At 42.5% G+C, this 21,742-nt stretch carries 19 protein-coding genes, 1 tRNA gene and 1 riboswitch; of the genes, 12 read left to right on the top strand and 8 right to left on the bottom strand.

Annotation, left to right across the window (positions count from 1 at the left end; genetic code table 11):
- The first annotated feature begins 105 nt into the window (after positions 1–105).
- From OQ289_RS08540 to OQ289_RS08515, 6 genes are all read left to right on the top strand, one after another.
- On the top strand, positions 106–2,505 hold the full coding sequence (locus OQ289_RS08540; RefSeq protein ID WP_270090312.1) for a S9 family peptidase: 2,400 nt from the start codon (positions 106–108) through the stop codon (positions 2,503–2,505).
- Positions 2,506–2,632: 127 nt separating this feature from the next.
- The gene (locus OQ289_RS08535; protein WP_033564476.1) at positions 2,633–2,857 is read left to right on the top strand and encodes a DUF2798 domain-containing protein; all 225 of its coding nucleotides are present in this window, start codon (positions 2,633–2,635) and stop codon (positions 2,855–2,857) included.
- A gap of 5 nt (positions 2,858–2,862) precedes the next feature.
- The gene (ribB, locus tag OQ289_RS08530; RefSeq protein ID WP_270090311.1) at positions 2,863–3,537 is read left to right on the top strand and encodes a 3,4-dihydroxy-2-butanone-4-phosphate synthase; all 675 of its coding nucleotides are present in this window, start codon (positions 2,863–2,865) and stop codon (positions 3,535–3,537) included.
- Entirely contained in the window at positions 3,522–4,091 is a 570-nt protein-coding gene (locus OQ289_RS08525; protein WP_270090310.1) for a Crp/Fnr family transcriptional regulator, read from the top strand. Before ribB ends, OQ289_RS08525 begins: the two co-directional genes overlap by 16 nt.
- A 4-nt stretch (positions 4,092–4,095) precedes the next feature.
- Positions 4,096–4,920: a helix-turn-helix domain-containing protein gene (locus tag OQ289_RS08520; RefSeq protein WP_270090309.1), complete on the top strand. Its 825-nt coding sequence runs from the start codon at positions 4,096–4,098 to the stop codon at positions 4,918–4,920.
- 80 nt (positions 4,921–5,000) lie between these two features.
- Positions 5,001–5,585 (top strand): DUF417 family protein, encoded by a 585-nt coding sequence (locus tag OQ289_RS08515; protein WP_270090308.1) that lies wholly within the window; start codon positions 5,001–5,003, stop codon positions 5,583–5,585.
- Between the two features lie 32 nt (positions 5,586–5,617).
- Here the strand turns inward: OQ289_RS08515 and OQ289_RS08510 are convergent, their stop codons facing one another.
- Positions 5,618–6,748, bottom strand: a complete 1,131-nt coding sequence (locus OQ289_RS08510) for an MBL fold metallo-hydrolase (protein ID WP_270090307.1) — start codon at positions 6,746–6,748, stop codon at positions 5,618–5,620.
- A gap of 296 nt (positions 6,749–7,044) precedes the next feature.
- Between OQ289_RS08510 and OQ289_RS08505 the strand changes: the two genes are divergently transcribed.
- From OQ289_RS08505 to OQ289_RS08495, 3 genes are all read left to right on the top strand, one after another.
- Entirely contained in the window at positions 7,045–7,905 is an 861-nt protein-coding gene (locus tag OQ289_RS08505; RefSeq protein WP_270090306.1) for a sulfurtransferase, read from the top strand.
- Positions 7,906–7,912: 7 nt separating this feature from the next.
- The gene (locus tag OQ289_RS08500; RefSeq protein WP_033564470.1) at positions 7,913–8,410 is read left to right on the top strand and encodes a GNAT family N-acetyltransferase; all 498 of its coding nucleotides are present in this window, start codon (positions 7,913–7,915) and stop codon (positions 8,408–8,410) included.
- Positions 8,411–8,514: 104 nt separating this feature from the next.
- Positions 8,515–9,312: a class I SAM-dependent methyltransferase gene (locus OQ289_RS08495; RefSeq protein ID WP_270090305.1), complete on the top strand. Its 798-nt coding sequence runs from the start codon at positions 8,515–8,517 to the stop codon at positions 9,310–9,312.
- An 85-nt stretch (positions 9,313–9,397) separates the two neighbouring features.
- On the opposite strand, the gene OQ289_RS08490 is transcribed toward OQ289_RS08495, so the two are convergent.
- The 5 genes from OQ289_RS08490 to OQ289_RS08470 form a co-directional block, all read right to left on the bottom strand.
- Complete coding sequence (locus OQ289_RS08490) at positions 9,398–10,633, bottom strand: PQQ-dependent sugar dehydrogenase (RefSeq protein ID WP_033564657.1); 1,236 nt, start codon at positions 10,631–10,633, stop codon at positions 9,398–9,400.
- Positions 10,634–10,973: 340 nt separating this feature from the next.
- Positions 10,974–11,049: transfer RNA gene (locus OQ289_RS08485), tRNA-His, on the bottom strand.
- A 116-nt stretch (positions 11,050–11,165) separates the two neighbouring features.
- Complete coding sequence (gene htpG, locus OQ289_RS08480) at positions 11,166–13,055, bottom strand: molecular chaperone HtpG (RefSeq protein ID WP_270090304.1); 1,890 nt, start codon at positions 13,053–13,055, stop codon at positions 11,166–11,168.
- 122 nt (positions 13,056–13,177) lie between these two features.
- On the bottom strand, positions 13,178–14,971 hold the full coding sequence (locus tag OQ289_RS08475; protein ID WP_033564467.1) for a glycoside hydrolase family 15 protein: 1,794 nt from the start codon (positions 14,969–14,971) through the stop codon (positions 13,178–13,180).
- The gene (locus OQ289_RS08470) at positions 14,964–17,159 is read right to left on the bottom strand and encodes a bifunctional alpha,alpha-trehalose-phosphate synthase (UDP-forming)/trehalose-phosphatase (RefSeq protein ID WP_270090303.1); all 2,196 of its coding nucleotides are present in this window, start codon (positions 17,157–17,159) and stop codon (positions 14,964–14,966) included. The genes OQ289_RS08475 and OQ289_RS08470 overlap by 8 nt, the downstream gene beginning before the upstream one ends.
- 186 nt (positions 17,160–17,345) lie before the next feature.
- Positions 17,346–17,441, top strand: a riboswitch (SAM-I-IV-variant riboswitch).
- A 64-nt stretch (positions 17,442–17,505) separates the two neighbouring features.
- Here OQ289_RS08470 and OQ289_RS08465 point away from each other — a divergent pair.
- Complete coding sequence (locus tag OQ289_RS08465; protein WP_270090302.1) at positions 17,506–17,769, top strand: 5-oxoprolinase; 264 nt, start codon at positions 17,506–17,508, stop codon at positions 17,767–17,769.
- Positions 17,770–17,812: 43 nt separating this feature from the next.
- Here the strand turns inward: OQ289_RS08465 and OQ289_RS08460 are convergent, their stop codons facing one another.
- Positions 17,813–18,751 (bottom strand): DUF2891 domain-containing protein, encoded by a 939-nt coding sequence (locus OQ289_RS08460; RefSeq protein WP_270090867.1) that lies wholly within the window; start codon positions 18,749–18,751, stop codon positions 17,813–17,815.
- 268 nt (positions 18,752–19,019) lie between these two features.
- Between OQ289_RS08460 and OQ289_RS08455 the strand changes: the two genes are divergently transcribed.
- Together OQ289_RS08455 and OQ289_RS08450 are read left to right on the top strand one after the other, a co-directional pair.
- Positions 19,020–20,003: an aldo/keto reductase gene (locus OQ289_RS08455; RefSeq protein ID WP_270090301.1), complete on the top strand. Its 984-nt coding sequence runs from the start codon at positions 19,020–19,022 to the stop codon at positions 20,001–20,003.
- Positions 20,004–20,352: 349 nt separating this feature from the next.
- On the top strand, positions 20,353–20,949 hold the full coding sequence (locus tag OQ289_RS08450; protein ID WP_270090300.1) for a DUF937 domain-containing protein: 597 nt from the start codon (positions 20,353–20,355) through the stop codon (positions 20,947–20,949).
- Between the two features lie 51 nt (positions 20,950–21,000).
- Here the strand turns inward: OQ289_RS08450 and OQ289_RS08445 are convergent, their stop codons facing one another.
- On the bottom strand, positions 21,001–21,729 hold the full coding sequence (locus OQ289_RS08445) for an HAD family hydrolase (protein ID WP_033564461.1): 729 nt from the start codon (positions 21,727–21,729) through the stop codon (positions 21,001–21,003).
- Positions 21,730–21,742: the final 13 nt, after the last annotated feature.

The following is a 21,742-nucleotide window of genomic DNA, read 5'->3' as shown; positions in this document are numbered from 1 at the left end:
AAAAAACATGCCTGTTCAGTTCACGATCCCGATACACAGTCCCCTTTTGCGGTAAGACGTAGGCTTTGAACACAACCTCTTCATAACATTTTAAACAATAAGTAGATGAAAAGACAACTAACCCTATTTTTTATTGGATTGGCTAGTTTCAGTTTTGCCCAAGAGAACATAACCTATCAAAAGCCCTCTGCAGAAATCCTCCAATTAGCTGAATTTGACAGACCACCAACAGTATCCATGAGCGGCAATAAAGAATGGATGGTTCTCTCTTACCGAGCCACTTACAAGACCTTGGACGACCTCAATCAAGAGGAGATGAAACTGGCAGGCCTTCGTGTCAACCCCACCACCAATATTTCCAGCACAGCAACCTACTTCTACAATTTAAAGCTTAAGCGTGTCAAGGACAACATAGAGACACAGGTCAATGGTCTCCCTACCCATCCCAAAATCACCAACATGTCCTTCTCCCCTGACGAGAGAACGATTGCTTTTACCAACACCACATCCAAAGGAGTCGAACTCTGGATTATTGACTTAGCTACAGCTCAAGCAAAAAAATTGACGGCTGACAATCTCAATGCAAATCTGGGCTCCCCGTACACCTGGTTTAAAGATTCCCAATCCCTTCTCGTCAACCTATTACCCACCAACAGACCTGCATTATTGGACGAACGAAAAGACTTACCAAAAGGTCCAATCGTGTCCACTAGCGATGGCAAAGTCTCCCAAAATAGGACCTATCAAGATTTATTGAAAAATCCAAAGGATGAGACCAATTTTGAGACGCTAGCCTCTTCAGACCTTGCTAAAGTAAGTCTTGAAGGCGTTAGTACACCATTCAAAGCATCTGCTATATATACATCCAAATCATTTTCTCCGGATGGCAATTACATTTTGATTACAACTATCAAACGCCCCTATTCTTACATTGTACCATTGAATCGATTCCCAATGGAGACTACCGTATACGACCTTCAAGGTCGAGAAGTCAAGAAGGTCAACGAGGTTGCATTAAATGAAATCATGCCAAAAGGATTTTCTTCAGTAAGAATGGGAAAACGAGGAATTTCTTGGCGAGCAGATCAGCCAGCGACACTCTATTATGCCGAAGCATTGGATGAAGGAGATCAGGCCAAACAGGTAGAATATCGCGATCAAGTATATACTTGGGAGGCACCCTTCACCGCAGCCCCCAAAGCACTGGTCAAGACCAAAGATAGATTTGCCGACATCCAATGGGGAGATGCTACCCACGCTTTCTTATATGAAAGCTGGTATGACACCCGCAATCAAAAATCGCACTTGCTCAACCCGACCACTGGCGAAACCAAACTGTTCAATGATCGTAACTTTCAAGATGTGTACAACGACCCTGGAAAAGTACAGACAGCTCGCAATCAATACGGCCGACATGTTATTCAAATCAAAGATGGAAAGACTTATTGGATTGGCGATGGCTATACCAAAGAGGGACAGTTTCCATTCATCAATGAAATGAACCTCAAGGATTTCTCTATCAAACGTATATACACATCCAACGTCAAAGACCAAAAGGAAGACATCAACGATATATTGGACATCAAAAAGGGCGAGATTTTGGTCATGCTACAATCCAAAAGTGACTACCCTAACTATTACATCAAAACAATCAAAGGCAACAAACTTACCCCTTTGACACATTTTGCAAATCCATTTGAAAGCATCAAGAACGTATACAAAGAAGTCATCAGTTACAAACGCAAAGATGGAGTAGACCTCTCCGGCACCCTCTATCTACCCGCGGGCTATGACAAAGCCAAAAAAGAGAAATTACCCCTGTTGATATGGGCCTATCCTGCAGAATATAAAGACAAGAGTACCGCAGGTATGAGCACGGCCAACCCGAATGAATTTACATTTCCGTACTATGGTTCATTCGTATATTGGGTCACTAAAGGATATGCAGTATTGGATGATGCGGCATTCCCAATTATTGGTGAAGGTAAGGAAGAGCCTAATGATACTTTTGTCCCACAGCTCGTCGCTAATGCCGAAGCAGCAATAGATGCCGTCGACCAATTAGGATACATCGACCGCAGACGTGTGGGTGTCGGTGGCCACTCATACGGTGCGTTCATGACCGCTAACCTATTGACGCATTCCAACCTATTTGCGGTCGGTATAGCCCGAAGTGGTGCTTACAACCGAACATTAACTCCATTCGGATTTCAATATGAACAGCGCAATTATTGGGATGTACCCGAAGTATACAACACCATGTCACCGTTCATGAATGCCCATAAGATGAAAACGCCTATGTTATTGGTGCACGGTGAGGCAGACAATAACCCCGGGACATTTACATTGCAGACCGAACGCTACTTTCAAGCCCTTAAAAACCTCGGGGCTCCCGTACGAATGCTCTTATTACCGAAAGAATCCCACGGATATGTTGCCGAAGAAAACATCCTACATCTCCTCTGGGAACAAGATCAATTCCTTGAAAAGTACTTAAAAAAATAAAGTAACCAACTCCCAAGTAATCCCAACTTGGGAGTTTTTTTTGATTTAATCATTTCTTGACATTTGTCAATGTTTAAAAGTTGGAGAACCTACACCTTTGTCCATATCCAAACAAAACACGATACAAATGACTCAAAAGTATTTTAAGTACATCAACACACTCTTTGTTGTGATTCCGATGACCCTCATAATGTCCATAGTTGGTCTTATGCGCACCTATGGCTTTGGCGAAGATTGGTTTTTCAAATTTCTTAAATCTTGGACAACAATGCTTCCTGTCGCTTATCTTGCGGCCTTTGTCATCATTCCCAATGCGCGCAAAATTGCAGAAAAACTTATCCTTAAAAAGTAAACATCATGAGCAAAGACATCTCTCTTTTAGCATTTGGCAACTGTCCAAAAGAAAGGGTTGAAAAAGCCTTGGAAGCACTTCAACTTGGCAAAGGTATCCTACTACTAGACAATGAAGATCGCGAAAATGAAGGTGATCTTATTTTTGCAGCAGCGCATATCCAAGAAGAAGACATGGCGCTAATGATTCGGGAATGCAGTGGAGTCATCTGCCTATGTCTTACTAACGAAAAAGCAGATACCCTCCAACTCCCCTATATGGTCACGCACAATACCAGTCAATTCCAAACACCCTTTACTGTCAGTATTGAAGCCAAAAAGGGAGTCACTACCGGACTCTCCGCCGCAGACCGTCTTCAAACCGTCAAAAGTGCCAGTCATCCCATGGCGCAGCCGTCGGATATCGTACGTCCTGGGCATATCTTTCCCCTTCGAGCACAACAAGGCGGTGTATTGGTACGCAATGGCCATACAGAAGGCAGTATAGACCTCCTCTTATTAGCCGGTGTTGCACCACAAGCTGTATTATGTGAATTAATGAATCCAGATGGTACGATGGCTAGGCTCCCTCAGGTCATTCAATTTGCGCATCTGCATGGGCTCACGGTATTGACCATTGAAGATATCGTTTATTACCGTACCTTTGTCAGAGATTATCCCTATGAATGGTTCAACAACTAAAAAAATATATTCAGGACTCCATTGATGTATCAGCAGATGAACTGGATGTAATCCTCCAATATTTCAAACCGCTAACAACCAAAAAGAACGAGCTCCTACTTCATAATGGAGAATCCAGCCAACGGACCTTTTTCGTTGGCAAAGGGTGTTTAAGAATATTCTTCATCAATGAAGATGGTCAAGAAGCAACTCGCTACTTTGCATTTGAGAATCAACTTGCAACTGCACTCACCAGCTTCATCACCGGTGAACCCTCTCTTGAATTCATACAATCGGTAGAACATTCAGATATCCTCTATATCTCTCACCGCGATTTTCACAATCTACTCAAAGAGGTGCCCCAATGGGAAAAATTCTATCGACTGTACTTGGAGTTCGCCTATGTCAATAACACCAAGCGACTACAGTCTTTCATTACCATGGATGCTTTGGAGCGGTATAAGAATTTGCTGCACAAGAATCCGGCTATCGTCAGAAGACTACCCAATAAAATGGTCGCCTCTTATCTCGGAATTTCGCAAGAAACATTAAGTAGACTTAAATCCAAAATTTGAAACAATGGATTCCCTTATCTCCATACAACATACAGCAAGCGAAACGTACACAAGCGGGTTTGACTCGCCATATTATCAGATTATGCTATTTGACGGCGTAGGCTCCTTTGAAGTAGATTTCACCCGTTACAACTTTAAGTCCCACACGATTCTGTTTCTTTCACCTTATCAGCATTTGAAGTGGAGTACGGACTGTGACATTGACATCTACCAATTGCAATTTCATGGCGACTTCTATTGTATTGAATATCACAAAAAGGAAGTCGCCTGCAACGGTCTCCTATTCAACAACATTTACCTACACCCACACTTGCCCCTTTCTTATCCCTCTTTTGAAGAAATCACAGCTATCTTTGACAAACTCAAATTGGAAGTCAAAGATACCCATATATATGCTGATTCGGTACTGCGTGCTTACCTCCAATTGACACTTGCGCTATGCAGTAAAGAGAAGAAGACAATCTTGGCAAGCCAAGCCCAGCCCATTAATGTACCCACTGACATGGATCAGTTTCAGCAACTCCTCGAACAGAACTTTATACAGCAGCGTAGCGTAGCGCATTATGCTGATCAGCTGGCCCTCAGTACCGATGCCTTCAGCAAAAAAATCAAGAAACAATTCGGAAAGACCCCCAGCCAACTCATACAAGATCGCGTCGTGCTAGAAGCAAAAAAAAGATTGCACCTCACTTTCAAATCTATCAAACAAATAGCATCCGAACTCCATTTTGAGGACGAGTTCTATTTCAGTCGATACTTTAAGAAGTGTGTAGGCCTATCCCCAGCACATTACCGTGAGCAAGTAGGCATCTCCGTCGTTGCAAAATAGTCTATGTCAAGGCCTTATTTATCCATTCCATAAGCTTTGGGAATGGGCTATCTTTGGATATATTATTCAAAATCCAACGTATGAACGCTATCATTTCCATATTGGCGAAGTCGCAACCTACATTTATCAATTTCCTTCGACTTGCTATCTTTATAGTCATGGCCTGGATTGGGGGGCTCAAGGCCTTTCAATATGAGGCGGACGGCATCATTCCTTTTGTTGCCAATAGCCCATTCATGAGCTTTTTTTTGACTAAAGAAGCACCCGAATATCAACAATATAAAAATCCAGAAGGCAAGATGGTCAAAAAGAACATCGATTGGCATGAGGCCAACGGCACTTATACCTTTTCTTACGCATTGGGCAGCGTCATCTTGGCAATAGGCATCTTCACACTTTTAGGGATATGGTATCCCAATATAGGGTTATGGGGCGGCTTACTGACATTTGGTATGTCCATCGTCACCCTCACATTTTTGATAACCACTCCCGAAGTCTACGTACCCAATCTAGGAGGAGATCTACCGACTCCGCACTACGGATTCCCCTATCTTTCTGGAGCAGGGAGGTTAGTACTTAAAGATATCATTATGATGGCCGGCGGCTTGATTATTGCAGCTGATTCAGCCAATAAACTCAAGAAACGCAGCCAAGCACAGGATTGACCACGTTTCACATTTTTTGACTAGCAGAACTGCTATTTTAAGCCCTCCCACCAGTGCTTGAATACCTGTGTAGAATCCGTAAGTCGTACCACCTCTCCTATCATTGGCGTGACCAGAGGTATCCCTGCCTCATCAGCTAAAGTAGAAGTCCGGATAAGGGGTTCATCCCAGGGATGCTGCGCCAGCATAAATTTAGACGAATGCGCCGGAAAAACACGTTTGGCCCCTAAGTCCTGGCTGGCCTGAATTACCTCCTCAGGCAGCATGTGGATGGCCTGCCAAGCGACATTATATTGCCCATTGTCTAGAATCGCTAGGTCAATGTGTTCAAACTTGTTTCCAATCTCTTTGAAATGTGTATCGTATCCACTATCCCCCCCGATATAAACCGTCATGTTAGGTGACTGTAGTATAAAAGACAACCACAAGGTATTATTTCGTTTAAATCCCCGGCCCGAAAAATGTCGAGTAGGAGCCGTATCCAAAGAAAATCCATCGCTCAAGGGGATGTGCTCATACCAATCTTTCTCGATAATAGCATTTGTTGCAAATCCCCAACTTTCCAGATGCCCCCCTACACCAAGTCCACAGACCACCATGGACACCTTATCTTTGAGCTTCAACATAGTCGTATAGTCCAAATGATCATAGTGATCGTGTGTGATCAGCAAATAGTCGATATCAGGCATATCTTCCGCTTGATAGATATCTGCTCCTCTAAAAGAAGTGTTTGTCCCGGGTATAGGTGATGCATTGCCACTAAATACAGGATCTACCAAAAATCGCTTCCCATCCAACTGAATGAAATAAGACGAATGACCGAACCATACCAGTGCATTCACATCTTTGGGCAATGTATGCAAATCCGTCTTTACAGACGGTAAGCTGTCCAAAGGTCTACGCCGCGGAAAGCTCTTGGTCAATTGATCGTACATCACACCGCTCATACTATACCCCTTAGTCAGCGTAGGTGTATAGTGTATATTCTGAAAGGCCCCATCTTTGTAATGCTTCGACCGCTCTATCGCTTGTTGGCGAGCAGCCTGAGGCGATTTGCCAAACTCAGGTTTTTGCATGTACCAGTACACGACAACCGCCAGAAGAGCTAACACACTAATAAGTATAATCATTGTTTTCTTTAAAATTTTTAGCGTTCTTTTCATTTTTATGATCTCATTCTTTTCGCCAATTGACTTCCTGTCCGACTCATTCTCTTTCAAATAGCATGGCATTCAGCACCATATCCTTTGTCTTGATATTCCGTACAATCCTAATGCAATCTAGATACTTTTATCGATAAATCCAGTAAAATCAATGTATGGAAGTGTAAATATTGCAGCACGCAGACTAAACTCGAAAACCGACAATATCTCAAGGTTAGGGTAGTAATTTCAAAAAGATTTTAACTTTATATCTCTAAATAGTTTAATTTTAGTTTGAAAAAAGATATCCGAATACCATGATAACTGTCTCCCCTTTAATACAACCCCACGAGTGGATAGCCCTATCTCAACATGATGCCTCCAACCTCGTGCTAGTAGATGCGTCAGCCGGACCAAATGCGTTTGAAAACTATAAGCAGCAACACCTACAAGGGGCGATATTCGCCAATTTGGAAACTCAGCTTGCTGAAGTAGGCGAAGATGCTGCCCTTGGGGGTAGGCATCCCCTTCCTACTCCCGAATCATTTTCCGAGACACTCGCCCATCTAGGTATCAGCCCAACATCTTATGTCGTGATATATGACGACAAGAAGGGCTCCAACGCAGCGGCTAGATTTTGGTGGATGCTCAAGGCAGTTGGCCATACACACGTCTATGTCCTGGATGGAGGTCTTCAACTTGCGTTGCAAGCGGGAATCCATACTTCACAAGGGGAAAATATACCGCAATATACAACCCCTTATCCGACGAGCGATTGGGCACTCCCACAAGCTACTCTTACAGATGTGCAAAAGGCCAGCGAGACAAATAGGACAACCATTATCGATGTCAGAGATACTGCTCGATATGCTGGCCAGCATGAACCCATAGACCTCATCGCGGGACACATTCCTACAGCAATCAATATCCCGTTCGTTCTTAATCTCCATGATGATGGGACATTCAAGGATAAAGAAGCTCTCCATGCACTATATGCTCCATTTTTATCTACAGTTGGCCCCGACAATGTCATCGTCCACTGTGGATCCGGTGTCACTGCATGCCATACCTTATTGGCCTTCGCTTCTGCTGGACTACCAATCCCACGACTGTATGTCGGATCCTGGAGCGAATGGTCTCGAAACAACTTACCCATGATCACCCAAAAGACCAACTAGCGATACGATGATATTTAGACATGCCATATTAGCAGATTTGATTAAAATTGTTGAAATCTACAACTCCACTGTTGCTTCCCGAATAGTAACCGCCGATACAGAGTGCATCAGCGTCAACAGCCGCATACCTTGGTTCGAAAAGCACGACAGCAACAAACGGCCACTTTGGGTAATCGAAGACGATCAGCAACAAATCGTAGGCTGGATCAGCTTTCAATCTTTCTATGGCCGCCCTGCTTATCAGGGCACCGTCGAAGTCAGCATCTATTTGGATGAAAACTCCAGAGGCAAAGGGCTGGGAAAGCAAGCCATTCAATACGCCATCGACCAGGCCCCCCACTATGGTATCAAAACCTTACTGGGATTCATATTTGCCCACAACGTACCAAGTATCGCCCTCTTCCAACATTTCGGATTTGAAGAGTGGGCCATGCTCCCCAATATCGCCGAACTCGATGGAATAGAAAGAAGTCTAAAAATATTTGGCAAAAGGATTGACAATTGACTCACAACACTAGATAATAATGAATACCGCTAACCCGAGAATATGTATTTTTGACGATTTACAAACCTACTCGATAGCGTCAGCAAAACAACCATAATACTTTTATGAACAACGAAAACAATTATATTGATATCAACAAAGCCTTGTGGAATAACAAGACAGATATACATATCGCTTCCGATTTCTACGATGTGGAGGCCTTCAAAAAGGGGAAAAGCTCCCTTAATCAAATTGAATTAGATTTATTAGGGGATATCTCAGGGAAAACCATCCTACACCTACAGTGCCACTTCGGCCAAGACAGCTTGTCACTGGCCAGAATGGGGGCCAACGTTACCGGCGTAGACCTGTCTGACAAAGCAATAAAACGAGCTAACGAATTGAATACCGAACTCGGCTTAGATGCAACGTTCATCAACTGTGATGTATATAGCTTGCCCGAGCATCTCAATCAACAATTCGACATCGTGTACACCAGCTATGGTACGATTGGCTGGCTTCCCGATCTAGACAAATGGGCCAAGGTAATTTCTAAATTCCTCAAACCAGGTGGTCAATTCATATTTGTAGAATTCCATCCCTTCATGTGGATATGGGATGACAATTTTCAACAAATTATCTACCCTTACTTCAATCAAAGTGCCATTATCGAAACCGAGACCGGAACCTATGCCGATAAACAAGCAGATATCGTAGACCAGTCCGTATCCTGGAATCATAGTTTAAGTGAAGTTTTCACTAGCTTATTAGGCCAGAGCCTACATATTCAGGATTTTAAGGAATACAATTATTCGCCATACATCTGTTTCAATCAACTCGTAGAGCAGAGCCCTGGTCAATTTCAAATCAAGGGAATGGAAGGAAAAGTCCCTATGGCCTACTCTATTGTGGCAACAAAATAAACGCCCTTTGTCCGTAAACAAATAAATAAGGGTCCGTATCTATCGCGATACGGACCCTTATTTATAGAAATCTGATTTTATAGTACTATTTTTTCGATACTTTGATCAACCACCCTGCATCCGTGATGGCAAACAGTTCGCCATTAGTCCCCTCGACCACCGCCCTAAAGCGCTGTCCTTGATCCGTCAGCAGTCTTTCTTCTCCCACCACCTTATTGTCCTCAATCACCAATCTAGCGATGTGCGTACCACTTAATGCCGCGATGAAAAGATTGTTCTTCCATTCTGGAATTACGTTTGAGCTGTAGAATGTGATACCACTAGGTGAAATAACAGGATCGTAATAATAAACAGGTTGCTCCATACCATCTTTTTGTTGTATAGCATCTCCAATTTTTGCACCACTATACTCCAATCCATACGTAATTGTTGGCCAACCATAGTTTTTACCAGGCTTAATAATGTTGACCTCATCTCCACCTTTTGGTCCAAATTCGGTCTCCCATAAATCGCCTGTTTCTGGATGGAATGCCAACCCCTGCACATTACGATGTCCATAAGAATAGATTTCAGGATTAGCAGCAGCATTACCTTCAAATGGATTACCAGTAGCAGGTTTTCCATCAGTAGTAATACGGATAATTTTACCCAAGCCAGATTTTAAATCTTGCGCCTGAGGTCTAGTTTCCAAATCCGAACGCTCGCCCGTACTGAAAACGATATTCCCCGCTTTATCAAAAAGAATACGTGACCCATAATGCAGCCCGCCTTTGTAAGCTGGCCCCGCTTGGTAGATCACTTGCGCATTTTCAATGCTCTTCTCATCATTCGCCAATTTACCTTTTCCAACAGCTGTCAGATTCTTATCTCCTACTTTCTGCGCAAAAGTCCAATACACCATTCTGTTGTTGGCAAAATCAGGGTCCACCGTGACCCCCAATAAACCACCCTGTCCTTTGGTGTCAATTTCTGATATTCCTTTGATAGGTTCGCCAAGGTTCCCCTCTGAAGCGATTCGAAGTGTACCTTCCTTTTCCGTAATCAACAGTTTACCATCTGGCAAAACAGCTATTCCCCAAGGAGATTTAAGCTCCTTGCTCAATACGGTCACATCAAAAGGTGTTGTGGTCTTTACCCCCTTTACCCTCGTTTGTCCAGCAAATGCAGGTTTATAATCCGTATTCGCGGCATTCTTTTCTACTGAAGGGTACGAGGTTGTATCTGCGCCCCCTGCATCGCTTCCTTTCTCCGCATTCGAATTGCATGACGTCATCAAAGCAAGTCCTGAAAGTAAATAAGCAAGTTTTAGGTTTGTTTTCATTGAAATATAGTTATCTTTTTTTAAGGTAATGAAGCAGCTATCACCCATCAGTCGATGGATTCGTTTATTTTATTCATCATAAGTCTGCTTTATGTGACCACTAATTCACGCATCTAGTGTCCGTAGGTCACTTATTTTCGGTTTATAAAGCATTCCTATACTTTTGGTGGACCTATCGATTCATGTACCACCCCCCACTTTACATCACGTAAATATATCATTTTTTTTAAGTCGACGGTCATTGCTATCCGATTTTTTACAGAGCATTGCATTTGACTCATGCCTATCAAACCCTATTAAACAAAAAAAGCAGTCTTTTCAGACTGCTTTCAAAAACGATGGGTGGAATATGGGGCTCGAACCCACGACCTCCTGAACCACAATCAGGCGCTCTAACCGACTGAGCTAAAACCACCGTGATTTTGTGTTACAAAGGTAGAATAAATCACCACATCCTGCAAATGTTTTTCCATAAAAAATCCTCATTATTTTGTATCATAATGAGGATTAAGCAATTATTTTATCAAAAAACTTAAATAAGCGCTACACTTCTCTTCACAAAGGCTGTTAAATCAGCCCCAGTTAGCAATCCTCTTGACAATAATGCCAAGTCAAAAGCCTGCTTTGCCAACTGTTCACCCTCTCCTTCCGGAGCTTCCAAGATGCGTTTAATCAATGGGTGGTTACCGTTTACCGTCACTTTATAGTTGTCCGGAAGATTACCATAGAATCCCATACCCCCGCCTGTCTTAGCCATATCTTTCATCCGACGCATAAATTCATCGATCGTGACCGATACAGGTGCTTCATCAGCATGTAGCGCATCTACTTCTACTTTCATATCTGGACGAGTGATCGCCTTCTCAAAGATACCCAACGCTTGCTTCGATTCATCCTCTGTCAAAGACAATTCTTGCTTCTCGTCTTTTGCGATCAATTTGTCGATAACATCTGCATCTACACGCTTCAATTGGATTTTCTCTCCTCCTTTTTGTTCTAAATACCCCACAAAGTGAGTATCTAACGGGCCATCCAACAACAATACATCATAGCCCTTTTGCTTTGCTGCAGCTATAAAGCTGTCTTGTTGCAATCTATCATGTGTATATAAGTATACGATATTACCGTCCTTATCCACCTGAATATCCTTTACTTTCTCGTAGTATTCCTTGATTGTGAAATACTCGTCTGTCGCATTTTTGACAAGGCAAAAATCACTCGCTTTTTCGGCAAACTTTTCATCACTCAACATGCCGTACTTAATGAAAAGACCAATATCATTCCATTTCTCTTCGAAGCCTTTGCGGTCAGATTTGAAGATTTCTTGGAGCTTGTCCGCCACTTTCTTAGTGATGTAATTGTTGATTTTTTTCACATTTCCATCTGCTTGCAAGAAAGAGCGTGATACGTTCAACGGAATATCTGGAGAATCTATCACCCCATGAAGTAGCATCAAAAATTCTGGAACAATATCTTTCACCTCATCCGTGATAAATACCTGACGAGAATACAATTTGATTTTATTGCGTTGTATTTCTAATTCATTCTTGATTTTAGGAAAATACAAAATCCCTGTCAAGTTGAACGGATAGTCTACGTTCAAGTGTATCCAAAATAAAGGTTCATCCATCGAGTATGGATACAGTTCGCGGTAGAAGGCCAAATAGTCCTCATCCTTCAATTCAGAAGGTGATTTAGTCCATGCAGGATGCGTGTTGTTAACAATGTTGTCAACCTCTACCGATTTGTATTTAGGCTTGCCTTCTTCATCTTCACCGTCTGGCTCCGAAGAGGTTTTGGTGCCAAAGCGAATTGGAACAGGTAAGAAACGACAGTATTTATCCAATATCTCTTGCAATCTAGACTTATTCAAAAACTCGACAGACTCCTCGTTGATATGCAAGATAATATCCGTCCCACGTTCTGTACGTACACCTTCCGAAATCTCGTATGACGTGCTACCGTCACAAACCCACTTCGCAGGCTCCGAACCTTCTTGATAGGACAAAGTCTGGATTTCAACACTATCAGCAACCATGAATGCCGAGTAAAATCCTAAACCAAATCGACCAATAATTTCATTAGCATCATTAGCTTCCTTAAATTTTTCCATGAATTCGGTGGCACCTGAGAATGCAATCTGGTTAATGTATTTTTTAACCTCTTCAGCAGTCATTCCGATACCTTTATCCGAAATGGTGATGGTTTTCGCCTCTTCATCAAATTTGACGTCCACCATCAAATCACCAACTTCTCCCTGATATTGTCCCAATGAAGCTAGACGCTTGATTTTTTGAGAAGCATCTACGGCGTTGGAAACCAACTCTCTTAAGAAAATCTCGTTATCTGAATATAAAAACTTTTTAATGACCGGGAATATGTTCTCGGTGTGAATAGAAATACTTCCTTTTTCTGTGTTCATATATCTCCTAAATTTTATACAATTTTGTTAGAATATGTACATCAAGGAATATTCCAAACTCTGCTTTCTGAGTGGATATAAGACAGGTTGACAGTCCAATGTGACAAAATAGCTCTCCCTTGCTATTTCAAAAAAAGCGGTTCATCCAATTTAATGGCAATACGATAGGCCGCATTCATCAATCCGACATGACTATATGCTTGTGGAAAATTGCCCCATTGACTACCATCGACCTCATCGATATCCTCACTAAACAACATCAGATGGTTGCCATATTTCATCAGATTTTCAAAAATACGTTGAGCCTCGTCTACCCTTCCTACACAAGCCAACGCCTCTACATACCAGAAGGCGCAGATTAGAAACGTAGACTTAGGTTTGCCAAAATCGTCCTTGTGGAGATAGCGGTAAAATAATCCCTCATCTGTTTTCAACTCTCGCTCCAAACCTTCTAAGTGCTTCCTAGCGCGCTCACTACCCGGGTGAAGATAATGCATCATAATCAATTGTAGTGTGCTCGCATCCAGATTATCACTTCCACGCGCACTCGTATACACCATCCGCTCCTCATCGTAGCAGCTCTCGATATATTCTGCCGCTTGGGCCATCAATTTTTGTGCACGTGTCATGATATCCTGATCACCAATCTGCTTCGCAATCTTCAATGCAGCGGCACTACCTGCCCATTGAAACAGGTTACTATAACAGTGATGATTCTCAAAATTGCGAAACTCCCATATGCCTGCATCCTTTTCATCTATCGTCTTCTCGATACGTTGCAAAAAATAGTCAAGCCAATAGCTCACCCCCGCACGTTCCTTATAAGTAAATCGGTGATCGGTAAAAAGAGGCAATAAAGCTATGATAGCCTGCCCATACACATCGTTCTGCACGTGCTCGTAAGCTTGATTGCCTATCCTCACAGGTTGGTTACCCTGGTAGCCCGTCAAATGATCCAGTATGGTCTCCTTCAGATCCCTGTTGCCCATGATACCATACAAGGGCTGTAACCTGCCGATATCCGACTGCGTGATTCCTGTGATATAAGAAGCATATTTTTCCATCTCTTCAAAATGCCCAACATGCTCAAGCGCATTCAACACATAATAGCTGTCTCTCAACCAGCAATATCGGTAGTCCCAATTACGCCCCGCCCCTGGATGCTCTGGCAAACTCGTCGTGCTAGATGCAATAATAGCTCCCGTATCTTCATATTGATGTATTTTGAGTGCCAAGGCTGAACGAATCACCTCTTTTTGATAAAAGTGGGGGATAGAAGCCTTTTTAATCCAATTACGCCAATACCGCTTTGTACTATGGTAAAAATCCTCAACAGTCTTAACCAGAGGAGCCTCTAAGGCACTGCCATAAGTCAAAACAAGATATTTCGTTTCATTCAAGGGTAACGGAAAATCTGAGAAGAAATGACTTACGGGCACATTCGTGGTCAATCTAATTTTTTCATTCTCATTTGTAAATTCGACGTGGTTACTACCCCGTTGCTTTTCAAACTCCCCTTTACCATAGTCATATGTCAAGCTACAGTTGATTTTTATTCTAGGTCGTCCAGAAATAACCTCCACTTTACGAATCAACATCAAAGGCTTATAATATCGTCCAAACTGCTCAAAGCGAGGTGCAAAATCTGTAATCTGATAGCTCCCCTCGTCTGAAGTAATCACCGTCTGCAAAATATTAGTGTTCTCCAAATAACTTTGGGCACTTTCATAAGTTCCTTCGGCTGGAAGTATCGAAAACTCCCCCCCTTTTTTAACATCCAAGAGTCTTCCCAATATGAATGAATCCTCAAACGATGGCCAACACAGCCAGTCGATATTCGTATCTTTATTAATATGTGCAATGAACGAACAATTGCCCACTATTCCCGTATTGTAAACATGCCTATCCTTAATCATGAGCGCTCCCTTTACAAGTTAACATATCCTTCAATAATTGCATTACCTCCCCTTGCCCCTCGATATAGTAACGAGCAGAAGAAGGTTTATTCCCCACTTTGATCGTAAAAGATTGCTCCGGTAAAGACTGAAACATATCTTCATCTGTCTTATCATCCCCCATAGCAAGGACAAATTGAGGATTATAATCTTTCCATATTTCCAATGCAGCTCTCCCCTTATTCACCTCCGAGTTCTTGACTTCAATCACATCATCCCCGTCCAGCAATTGTACACCATATGTAGGAACGATATACCGTAGCCTATCCATTAACTCCTGCGCCCGCAATCGGCCCAAGCCCGCTTGTACTTTTCGATAGTGCCAAGCCAAGGAATAATTTTTCTCCTCTACGAATGCGCCTGGTGTACGATCGGCATACTTTTCCATTACATCTTTGATGACCTCTTTCCAAGGTGTAGAAAGCCCCTTCTTTGCTTTCCACTCACCATTTGGATAATTGGACCAAGCACCATGTTCACCAACCATTGTCATCTCCATTCCCAAAAACCACGATTCCAACGTTTGGTGCTTACGTCCACTGATAATGACCACTAGATTTTTGTCGTCATTATTCAATTCGTTCAGCACCTCGTAAAGCTCCATGGTAGGCGTCGCCTTCTCCGCATCCTTGTTAAACCCCACCAATGTACCATCATAATCCAGTAATATAAGTCGGCGAGAAGCAGCTCCATATTCCCTACACATCTCCTCCTTCACCCGATCACCCACCTTACGGGCCAATTCATGATGCTGGAGCTCTTTGATTTCGCGCAGGCGTTCCATAAATTGACGTACCCAATGATGAATATTGAATTTGCGGATATTCGCAAGCATAGGCATCATACGTTCGGTCTGTTCAGCTACAGGCATCTCCAGTGCCTCACGCAGACTCGCCGCTACTCCAGCGGCGTCATTGGGATTGACAATCAAGGCCTCCGTCAACTCCCGAGCAGCCCCCGCCATCTCGCTAAGCACAAGCACCCCTCTTCCTTCCGGATGACTAGCAATATATTCTTTACACACCAGATTCATTCCATCCCGTATAGGAGTTACCAAGCACACATCAGCCGAGACATATAGCGCCGAAAGCTCTTCCAACGGATAAGAACTGTAGAAATAAGCAATTGGCGTCCAATCTTGTTTGCCATATTTGGCATTCACACGTCCTACCGAACGATCCACTTCATCTTTCAACATCTTATACTGTTGAACTTGATCCCGAGACGGCACCACCAACATATAATACACGATTTTTCGCTCATAATCGGGATACTCCAGTAGTAGATTTTCAAAGGCATGGATTCGTTCCAAAATACCCTTACTATAGTCCAACCGATCCACAGAAAGGATAATCTTCCGATCCTTCAAATCCTCTTTAATCCCCAATGCACGACTTCTTACCTCATTTGTCTGAGAGAGGCCCTCAAATTTCAAATTATCGATTCCCATCGGATAGGCCTCCACAAAAACTGTACGCCCACCATGTTGCAAACTATTTTCTTTGTTTTTGGTACCCAATATATGTGAGCAAGCATCTATGAAATATTGGGCATCATTAAACGTGTGAAAGCCGACAAGGTCAGCCCCAAGCAATCCATTCAGCAGTTGATTGCGCCACGGAATAAGCCTAAATATTTCATGCGATGGAAAAGGTATATGCTGAAAATAAGCGATAGAGATATCATGTTTAAAGGCCCTTACTAAACTAGGCAGCAGCATCAACTGGTAATCGTGTATCCAAATCTCGTCTTCATCCGCTACCTGCTCTTTAATCAACGTTGAAAATTTAACGTTCACCCGATAGTACGTTTCCCAATTTGCTTCGTCATACACAGCATAGCTAGGCTTATAATGACAGATAGGCCAGATTACTTCGTTCGAAAATCCTTCATAGAAGCCTTCCAATTCTTCCTGGTCCAAAAATACCGGAATCAAGTTCAGTTCTTTCAATTTCATCCGAATCTCCGATTCTTCCTCTTCATTCTCAGGTACTATACCTGGCCAACCTATCCATACATTACCGCCGGTATTATAAATAGACCCCAGTCCGGTTGCAAGTCCACCTTCACTAGGAAGAATATTCAAACCCTGTTCGGTCCGTTCTATTTTTATAGGAAGTCTATTCGAAACAATTATTGTTTTACTCATTTTTAATACGTTGTATTTGACCTCAGATCAGATCCTGAGGATTTATTTAGGTGAGATGCTTTCAATAAGCGAGTTAGGTAATTAACAATTAAAGGCCTATTTTGTTTTAAAAACCTCGAATTTGCTTTAAAATCCTACAATTTTAACCGTCAGATTTGCATATAAAAAATAAATACTATAACTTTGGTAGAGTATTCAGAATTGTCTATTGACAATACCAACCGAGTGGAGTCACCACGGTGGTAAATATAATACGGGTGTTCACCAAAATAAACGTACTACACGAGTTATTTATCAAACCCAACTTCTGAATACAATTTATGTTAAACTTTTAATTTTAAATTGTATGTCAACAGCAGTCGAACTTTACCAAGATTTTTTGGAGTTATTCCAAAAATACAGCGTCGATCAACTTATCGAAGTCAACAATCAGGACATCAGACATCGGGATTGGATCAGTTCTAGGGGTGCGTTTCGGAGCGCACTGCTCCATACGCTGTCAGCCAGAGGGCTCGACCTTTCAAAAATTATAGTTCGGGAAGATGGTTTTACATCCGTCAAGATTACCCAGCTGCGACTGGAAGACAATATTGTCGTGCCTATAAATTGAAAAAGCCAGGAGGGAATTCCTGGCTTTCATTATAATCATGTCCCTACTGATGGAACAGGGCATACAATGCAAACGTTCCTAACCAATGGCTTCCCATGTAATCATCATTCGAAATATTCGGAAGCGAATAAGCAAGATGCTTATGTCCTACCTGTTTGAGATGCTTCAATTCAGGTAGGGCGTGTGCTATGCCACTTAGACAGGTAGACCTACTAAAGTTCAATCCATCCAAATGCACCAGCTTACCATCAGTACGGTCTTTAACGATTGCTGGTTCCAATTCAAAATCAGCATGGAACAAAGCAGGCATAAATTCCTTTAACCATTTCTTATATTCTTCCTGTGGTAATATTTTACTCATCACCAAAGCCTCTTCCAAACAAGGAGAAAGAAAATCAGATCCACTAGGTTCATAAGCAATATCACAGTCACGATCCGCCGTATACAATCTACGTGCATGCGTTATCAACACTTTTTCAAATGCCATATGCTTCACTGTCCGAGCATAGTCCAACGACAATGAAAACCCAAAGGCCGAATTATCATGCTGTCCCGAGCGGATAGGATACACCAACTTTGGCAGGTACTCTTCATAGCGGATCACCAGTACGTCTACAAGAGGCTGCAGCGCGGCGGCCCATAATTGGGCATCCGGATCATCCCAAGTCACCAATTCCTCTTGAAGCTTAAACAACCATGCCCATCCATAAGTACGCTCAAACCCCAGATTGTTCTTATCTTGAAAAAAGGCTAATTCAATTTTTGCATTAGCTGTCGTAATATGCTGTTTTAGCAAATCCCTTATCTCCCCATCCTCATCCAATTCAGGGAAAGTCTTTAATATCCGAACAATAGACCAGTAACCATGTACCGACGAATGCCAATCAAAGCATCCGTAAAAAATGGGGCGCAATTGCTTTGGTGTCTTCAAATCTTGCTCACTACCAATTACTTGACCTAATTTATTGGGATATTCCGTCATCAAGCAATGCAAGGTAAATCCAAAATACGCTTTGCCTCTTTTATATCGAGTGCAATAGTAGCATCTGCTGAAGACTCAGTCTGTGGAGTATTTGACTGACAGGACATTACAAAAGACAACAGGGGGATTGCAAAAAATAATCTTTTTATCATATCTAGATCATAGTTTGGCTAAAGATAGTCAAAATAAGCTCATATTGAAGATCTCCATTTTTAATTTGTATAAAGTACTCGTAAATTTAGGGGTCAGCAAAAAAAACAAATGTATTATGAGATATAGAAAAATTGGGAACAGTGACCTTGAATTATCAACCATTGCCTTTGGAGCTTGGGCTGCTGGAGGATGGATGTGGGGAAGCACCGACCGTAATGAGGCCCTGAAAGCTATTCAGGCTGGACTTGAAGAAGGAATGACATCCATTGACACCGCTCCTATATACGGGCAAGGGACAAGTGAAGAGATTGTTGGCGAAGCCATAAAAGGACGGTCACGGGATAAAATCCAAATCCTCACCAAATTCGGCATGCGTTGGGATACCGACAAAGGCGACCTAGTTGGGCCTAGTAAAAACAATCACGGACAAGACATCACCATCTACAAGTATGCCGGAAAAGACAGTGTAATCTATGAATGCGAACAATCCCTAAAAAGGTTGGGTACAGACTATATTGATCTATACCAAATCCATTGGAATGATAAGACCACTCCCATTGAAGAAACTTTCGAAGCCGTAGCCAAACTTATTGAACAAGGAAAAATACGATATGCCGGTGTGTGTAATTATGATAAAGAGCAATTAGCCAAGGCCGCTTCTGTCTGCCCTATTATTTCCGACCAAGTCCCCTACTCAATGGTCAATAGAGGCATTGAAGAGCAGACTGTTCCTTACTGTATCGAGCATCAATTAGGCATACTTGCCTATAGTCCCATGGAAAGAGGATTACTAACTGGCAAAATGAAACCTGGGCAGCAATTTGGAGCTGGAGATCACAGAGCCAATCATCCTTTCTTTACCGATGACAGCATTACCAAAACAAATAACTTCCTCAAAAACATCGAACCTATTGCAGATAGATATGATGTAACGTTGGGTCAATTGGTACTCGCTTGGACAGTCGCACAACCAGGTATCACGATCGCATTAGCAGGTGCACGCAATGCCTCCCAGACCATCAGCAATGCCAGAGCTGGAGACTTGGAACTCACACATGAGGATATCAACAATATGACCAGCCTACTCAACAAAATGTAGCAACTTCTTATCTTGTTAACAAGTTGTCTTGCGCCATATTTTCTCTAATCGAACAGTATAGATTACTAAGTAAGCGACAACTTGTTAACTGGATAATCATCTCTCGATGATTTTACACCCTATAAGGGAACGAAGGCCACCCCACTCCATCATTATTGCGCCACACCTCTATTCCGTGAAAAGTGTCCATCAGAATCCCATATTCATAGTTTGAATAATCTTTTTATTACCTCCCAAAAAACAAAGTATATAGACATTTGTTTACCATATTCAAGGATAACGCATAAATCTCTGGAATAGATTTTGACTAGAATCAGTATACTAAAAATAACACTATACAATTATGGGAATGATTGATTTAATCACTGGCGGTATTGGCACCAAGGTCATTACAGCTTTGGCTGGCAAGCTCGGAATCAGTGAAAGCAAGGCCAAATGGATGGTCGCCATTGCGGTACCATTAATGATTGCCGCATTGAAATACAATTCAAGCAAAAAATCAGACAAGGCCGAGAGCTTAACTAATGCATTGGACACCAAGCATACAGGCGATGCATTGGATAGAGTCGATCAGATTGTGACGGATGGCCCAACCGAAGACGATGACAAAATAGTCAGCAACATGTTCGGTAAAAATGCTGATCAGGTAAAAAGCGAAATTTCGGCAAAGACGGGCATCAGCTCCGAAACCGTTGGCACCGTACTATCTACCCTTGCTCCTATAGTGATGGGCTATCTAGGCAAAGAAAAAGCCACTCAAAATAATGGCGGTGGTATCGGCGACCTACTAGGGGGCTTGTTGGGAGGTTCAGATACAACCACCACAGGACAACAGCAGACGACCGGTAATGGTGGCGGACTTGCCGATTTAGTTGGAGGTTTCTTCGATAAGAATAAAGACGGCAATTTCTTAGACGACATTGCCGGTATGTTTACCAAAAAATAAGACCAAAGGAGCCCGCTATAGCGGGCTCCTTTAACGATATCATTCATCAAATTATACAGCCCCTAACGACGTCCAGCGGAAGATAATCTCTTCCAACTCTTTGATATCGTAAAAAGTATAATCCGCATCCTTTGCCTCCAGCTCTTCGTCCTCAGACCAACCTTCTCCCTTTAGCCACAATGTCTGACAGCCACAAGCCTTAGCAGGTACCATATCCTTACTATACGAATCGCCGATGACCAAGCACTCTGATGCATCCAGTCCAATCGCTTCCACTCCCAACGCATAGATACCTGGATCGGGCTTACGCACACCCACTACAGCCGATTCAATAATTCTGTCAAAACTATTGTATATACCAAAATCACGCAATACTGCTGACAAGTTTCCATAGAAATTAGAGACCATCACAATAGGATATTTCTCATGGATATTATTCAGTGCTTGTTCGACGCTTTGCACCGTGGCCCGGGCAAGACTATATCCGTCCGCAGCAATCAAGTCAATCCAATCGGAATCGACCACCACGCTTTGATTTTTCAGATATTCAAATTGTGCTTCCACTTTAGTCTGTAGAACCTGCAAAAAGTTAAAATCCGAAGCTATCAATGGATGTCTCGCCATCTTCCTTTCCGCGTAGACATAAGCGTCATTAAACAATTCACGCGTAATCGGAACATTCACCTTTTGATAAGACTTCCATATCACGGCTGCCCAATGCTGTCCGTTGGAATCCAATGTCCCACCGTAATCAAATATCAATCCTTTTATTTCTTTCATTATTTAGTTTTCC

The organism is Sphingobacterium sp. SYP-B4668, assembly GCF_027627455.1.
Classification (GTDB): domain Bacteria; phylum Bacteroidota; class Bacteroidia; order Sphingobacteriales; family Sphingobacteriaceae; genus Sphingobacterium.
The sequence above is the reverse complement of the archived record's forward strand: the minus strand, read 5'-3'. Positions and strand labels throughout refer to the sequence as shown.

What these genes read in the sequence shown, in the direction of transcription:
- OQ289_RS08535 (WP_033564476.1), top strand. Translation starts at nt 2,633, where the DNA reads ATGACTCAAAAGTATTTTAAGTACATCAACACACTCTTTGTTGTGATT.
- OQ289_RS08525 (WP_270090310.1), top strand. Translation starts at nt 3,522, where the DNA reads ATGGTTCAACAACTAAAAAAATATATTCAGGACTCCATTGATGTATCA.
- OQ289_RS08450 (WP_270090300.1), top strand. Translation starts at nt 20,353, where the DNA reads ATGATTGATTTAATCACTGGCGGTATTGGCACCAAGGTCATTACAGCT.
- OQ289_RS08515 (WP_270090308.1), top strand. Translation starts at nt 5,001, where the DNA reads ATGAACGCTATCATTTCCATATTGGCGAAGTCGCAACCTACATTTATC.
- ribB (WP_270090311.1), top strand. Translation starts at nt 2,863, where the DNA reads ATGAGCAAAGACATCTCTCTTTTAGCATTTGGCAACTGTCCAAAAGAA.
- OQ289_RS08460 (WP_270090867.1), bottom strand. Translation starts at nt 18,751, where the DNA reads ATGACGGAATATCCCAATAAATTAGGTCAAGTAATTGGTAGTGAGCAA.
- OQ289_RS08465 (WP_270090302.1), top strand. Translation starts at nt 17,506, where the DNA reads ATGTCAACAGCAGTCGAACTTTACCAAGATTTTTTGGAGTTATTCCAA.
- OQ289_RS08490 (WP_033564657.1), bottom strand. Translation starts at nt 10,633, where the DNA reads ATGAAAACAAACCTAAAACTTGCTTATTTACTTTCAGGACTTGCTTTG.
- OQ289_RS08470 (WP_270090303.1), bottom strand. Translation starts at nt 17,159, where the DNA reads ATGAGTAAAACAATAATTGTTTCGAATAGACTTCCTATAAAAATAGAA.
- OQ289_RS08505 (WP_270090306.1), top strand. Translation starts at nt 7,045, where the DNA reads ATGATAACTGTCTCCCCTTTAATACAACCCCACGAGTGGATAGCCCTA.
- OQ289_RS08455 (WP_270090301.1), top strand. Translation starts at nt 19,020, where the DNA reads ATGAGATATAGAAAAATTGGGAACAGTGACCTTGAATTATCAACCATT.
- OQ289_RS08510 (WP_270090307.1), bottom strand. Translation starts at nt 6,748, where the DNA reads ATGAAAAGAACGCTAAAAATTTTAAAGAAAACAATGATTATACTTATT.
- OQ289_RS08495 (WP_270090305.1), top strand. Translation starts at nt 8,515, where the DNA reads ATGAACAACGAAAACAATTATATTGATATCAACAAAGCCTTGTGGAAT.
- OQ289_RS08475 (WP_033564467.1), bottom strand. Translation starts at nt 14,971, where the DNA reads ATGATTAAGGATAGGCATGTTTACAATACGGGAATAGTGGGCAATTGT.
- OQ289_RS08520 (WP_270090309.1), top strand. Translation starts at nt 4,096, where the DNA reads ATGGATTCCCTTATCTCCATACAACATACAGCAAGCGAAACGTACACA.
- htpG (WP_270090304.1), bottom strand. Translation starts at nt 13,055, where the DNA reads ATGAACACAGAAAAAGGAAGTATTTCTATTCACACCGAGAACATATTC.
- OQ289_RS08445 (WP_033564461.1), bottom strand. Translation starts at nt 21,729, where the DNA reads ATGAAAGAAATAAAAGGATTGATATTTGATTACGGTGGGACATTGGAT.
- OQ289_RS08540 (WP_270090312.1), top strand. Translation starts at nt 106, where the DNA reads ATGAAAAGACAACTAACCCTATTTTTTATTGGATTGGCTAGTTTCAGT.
- OQ289_RS08500 (WP_033564470.1), top strand. Translation starts at nt 7,913, where the DNA reads ATGATATTTAGACATGCCATATTAGCAGATTTGATTAAAATTGTTGAA.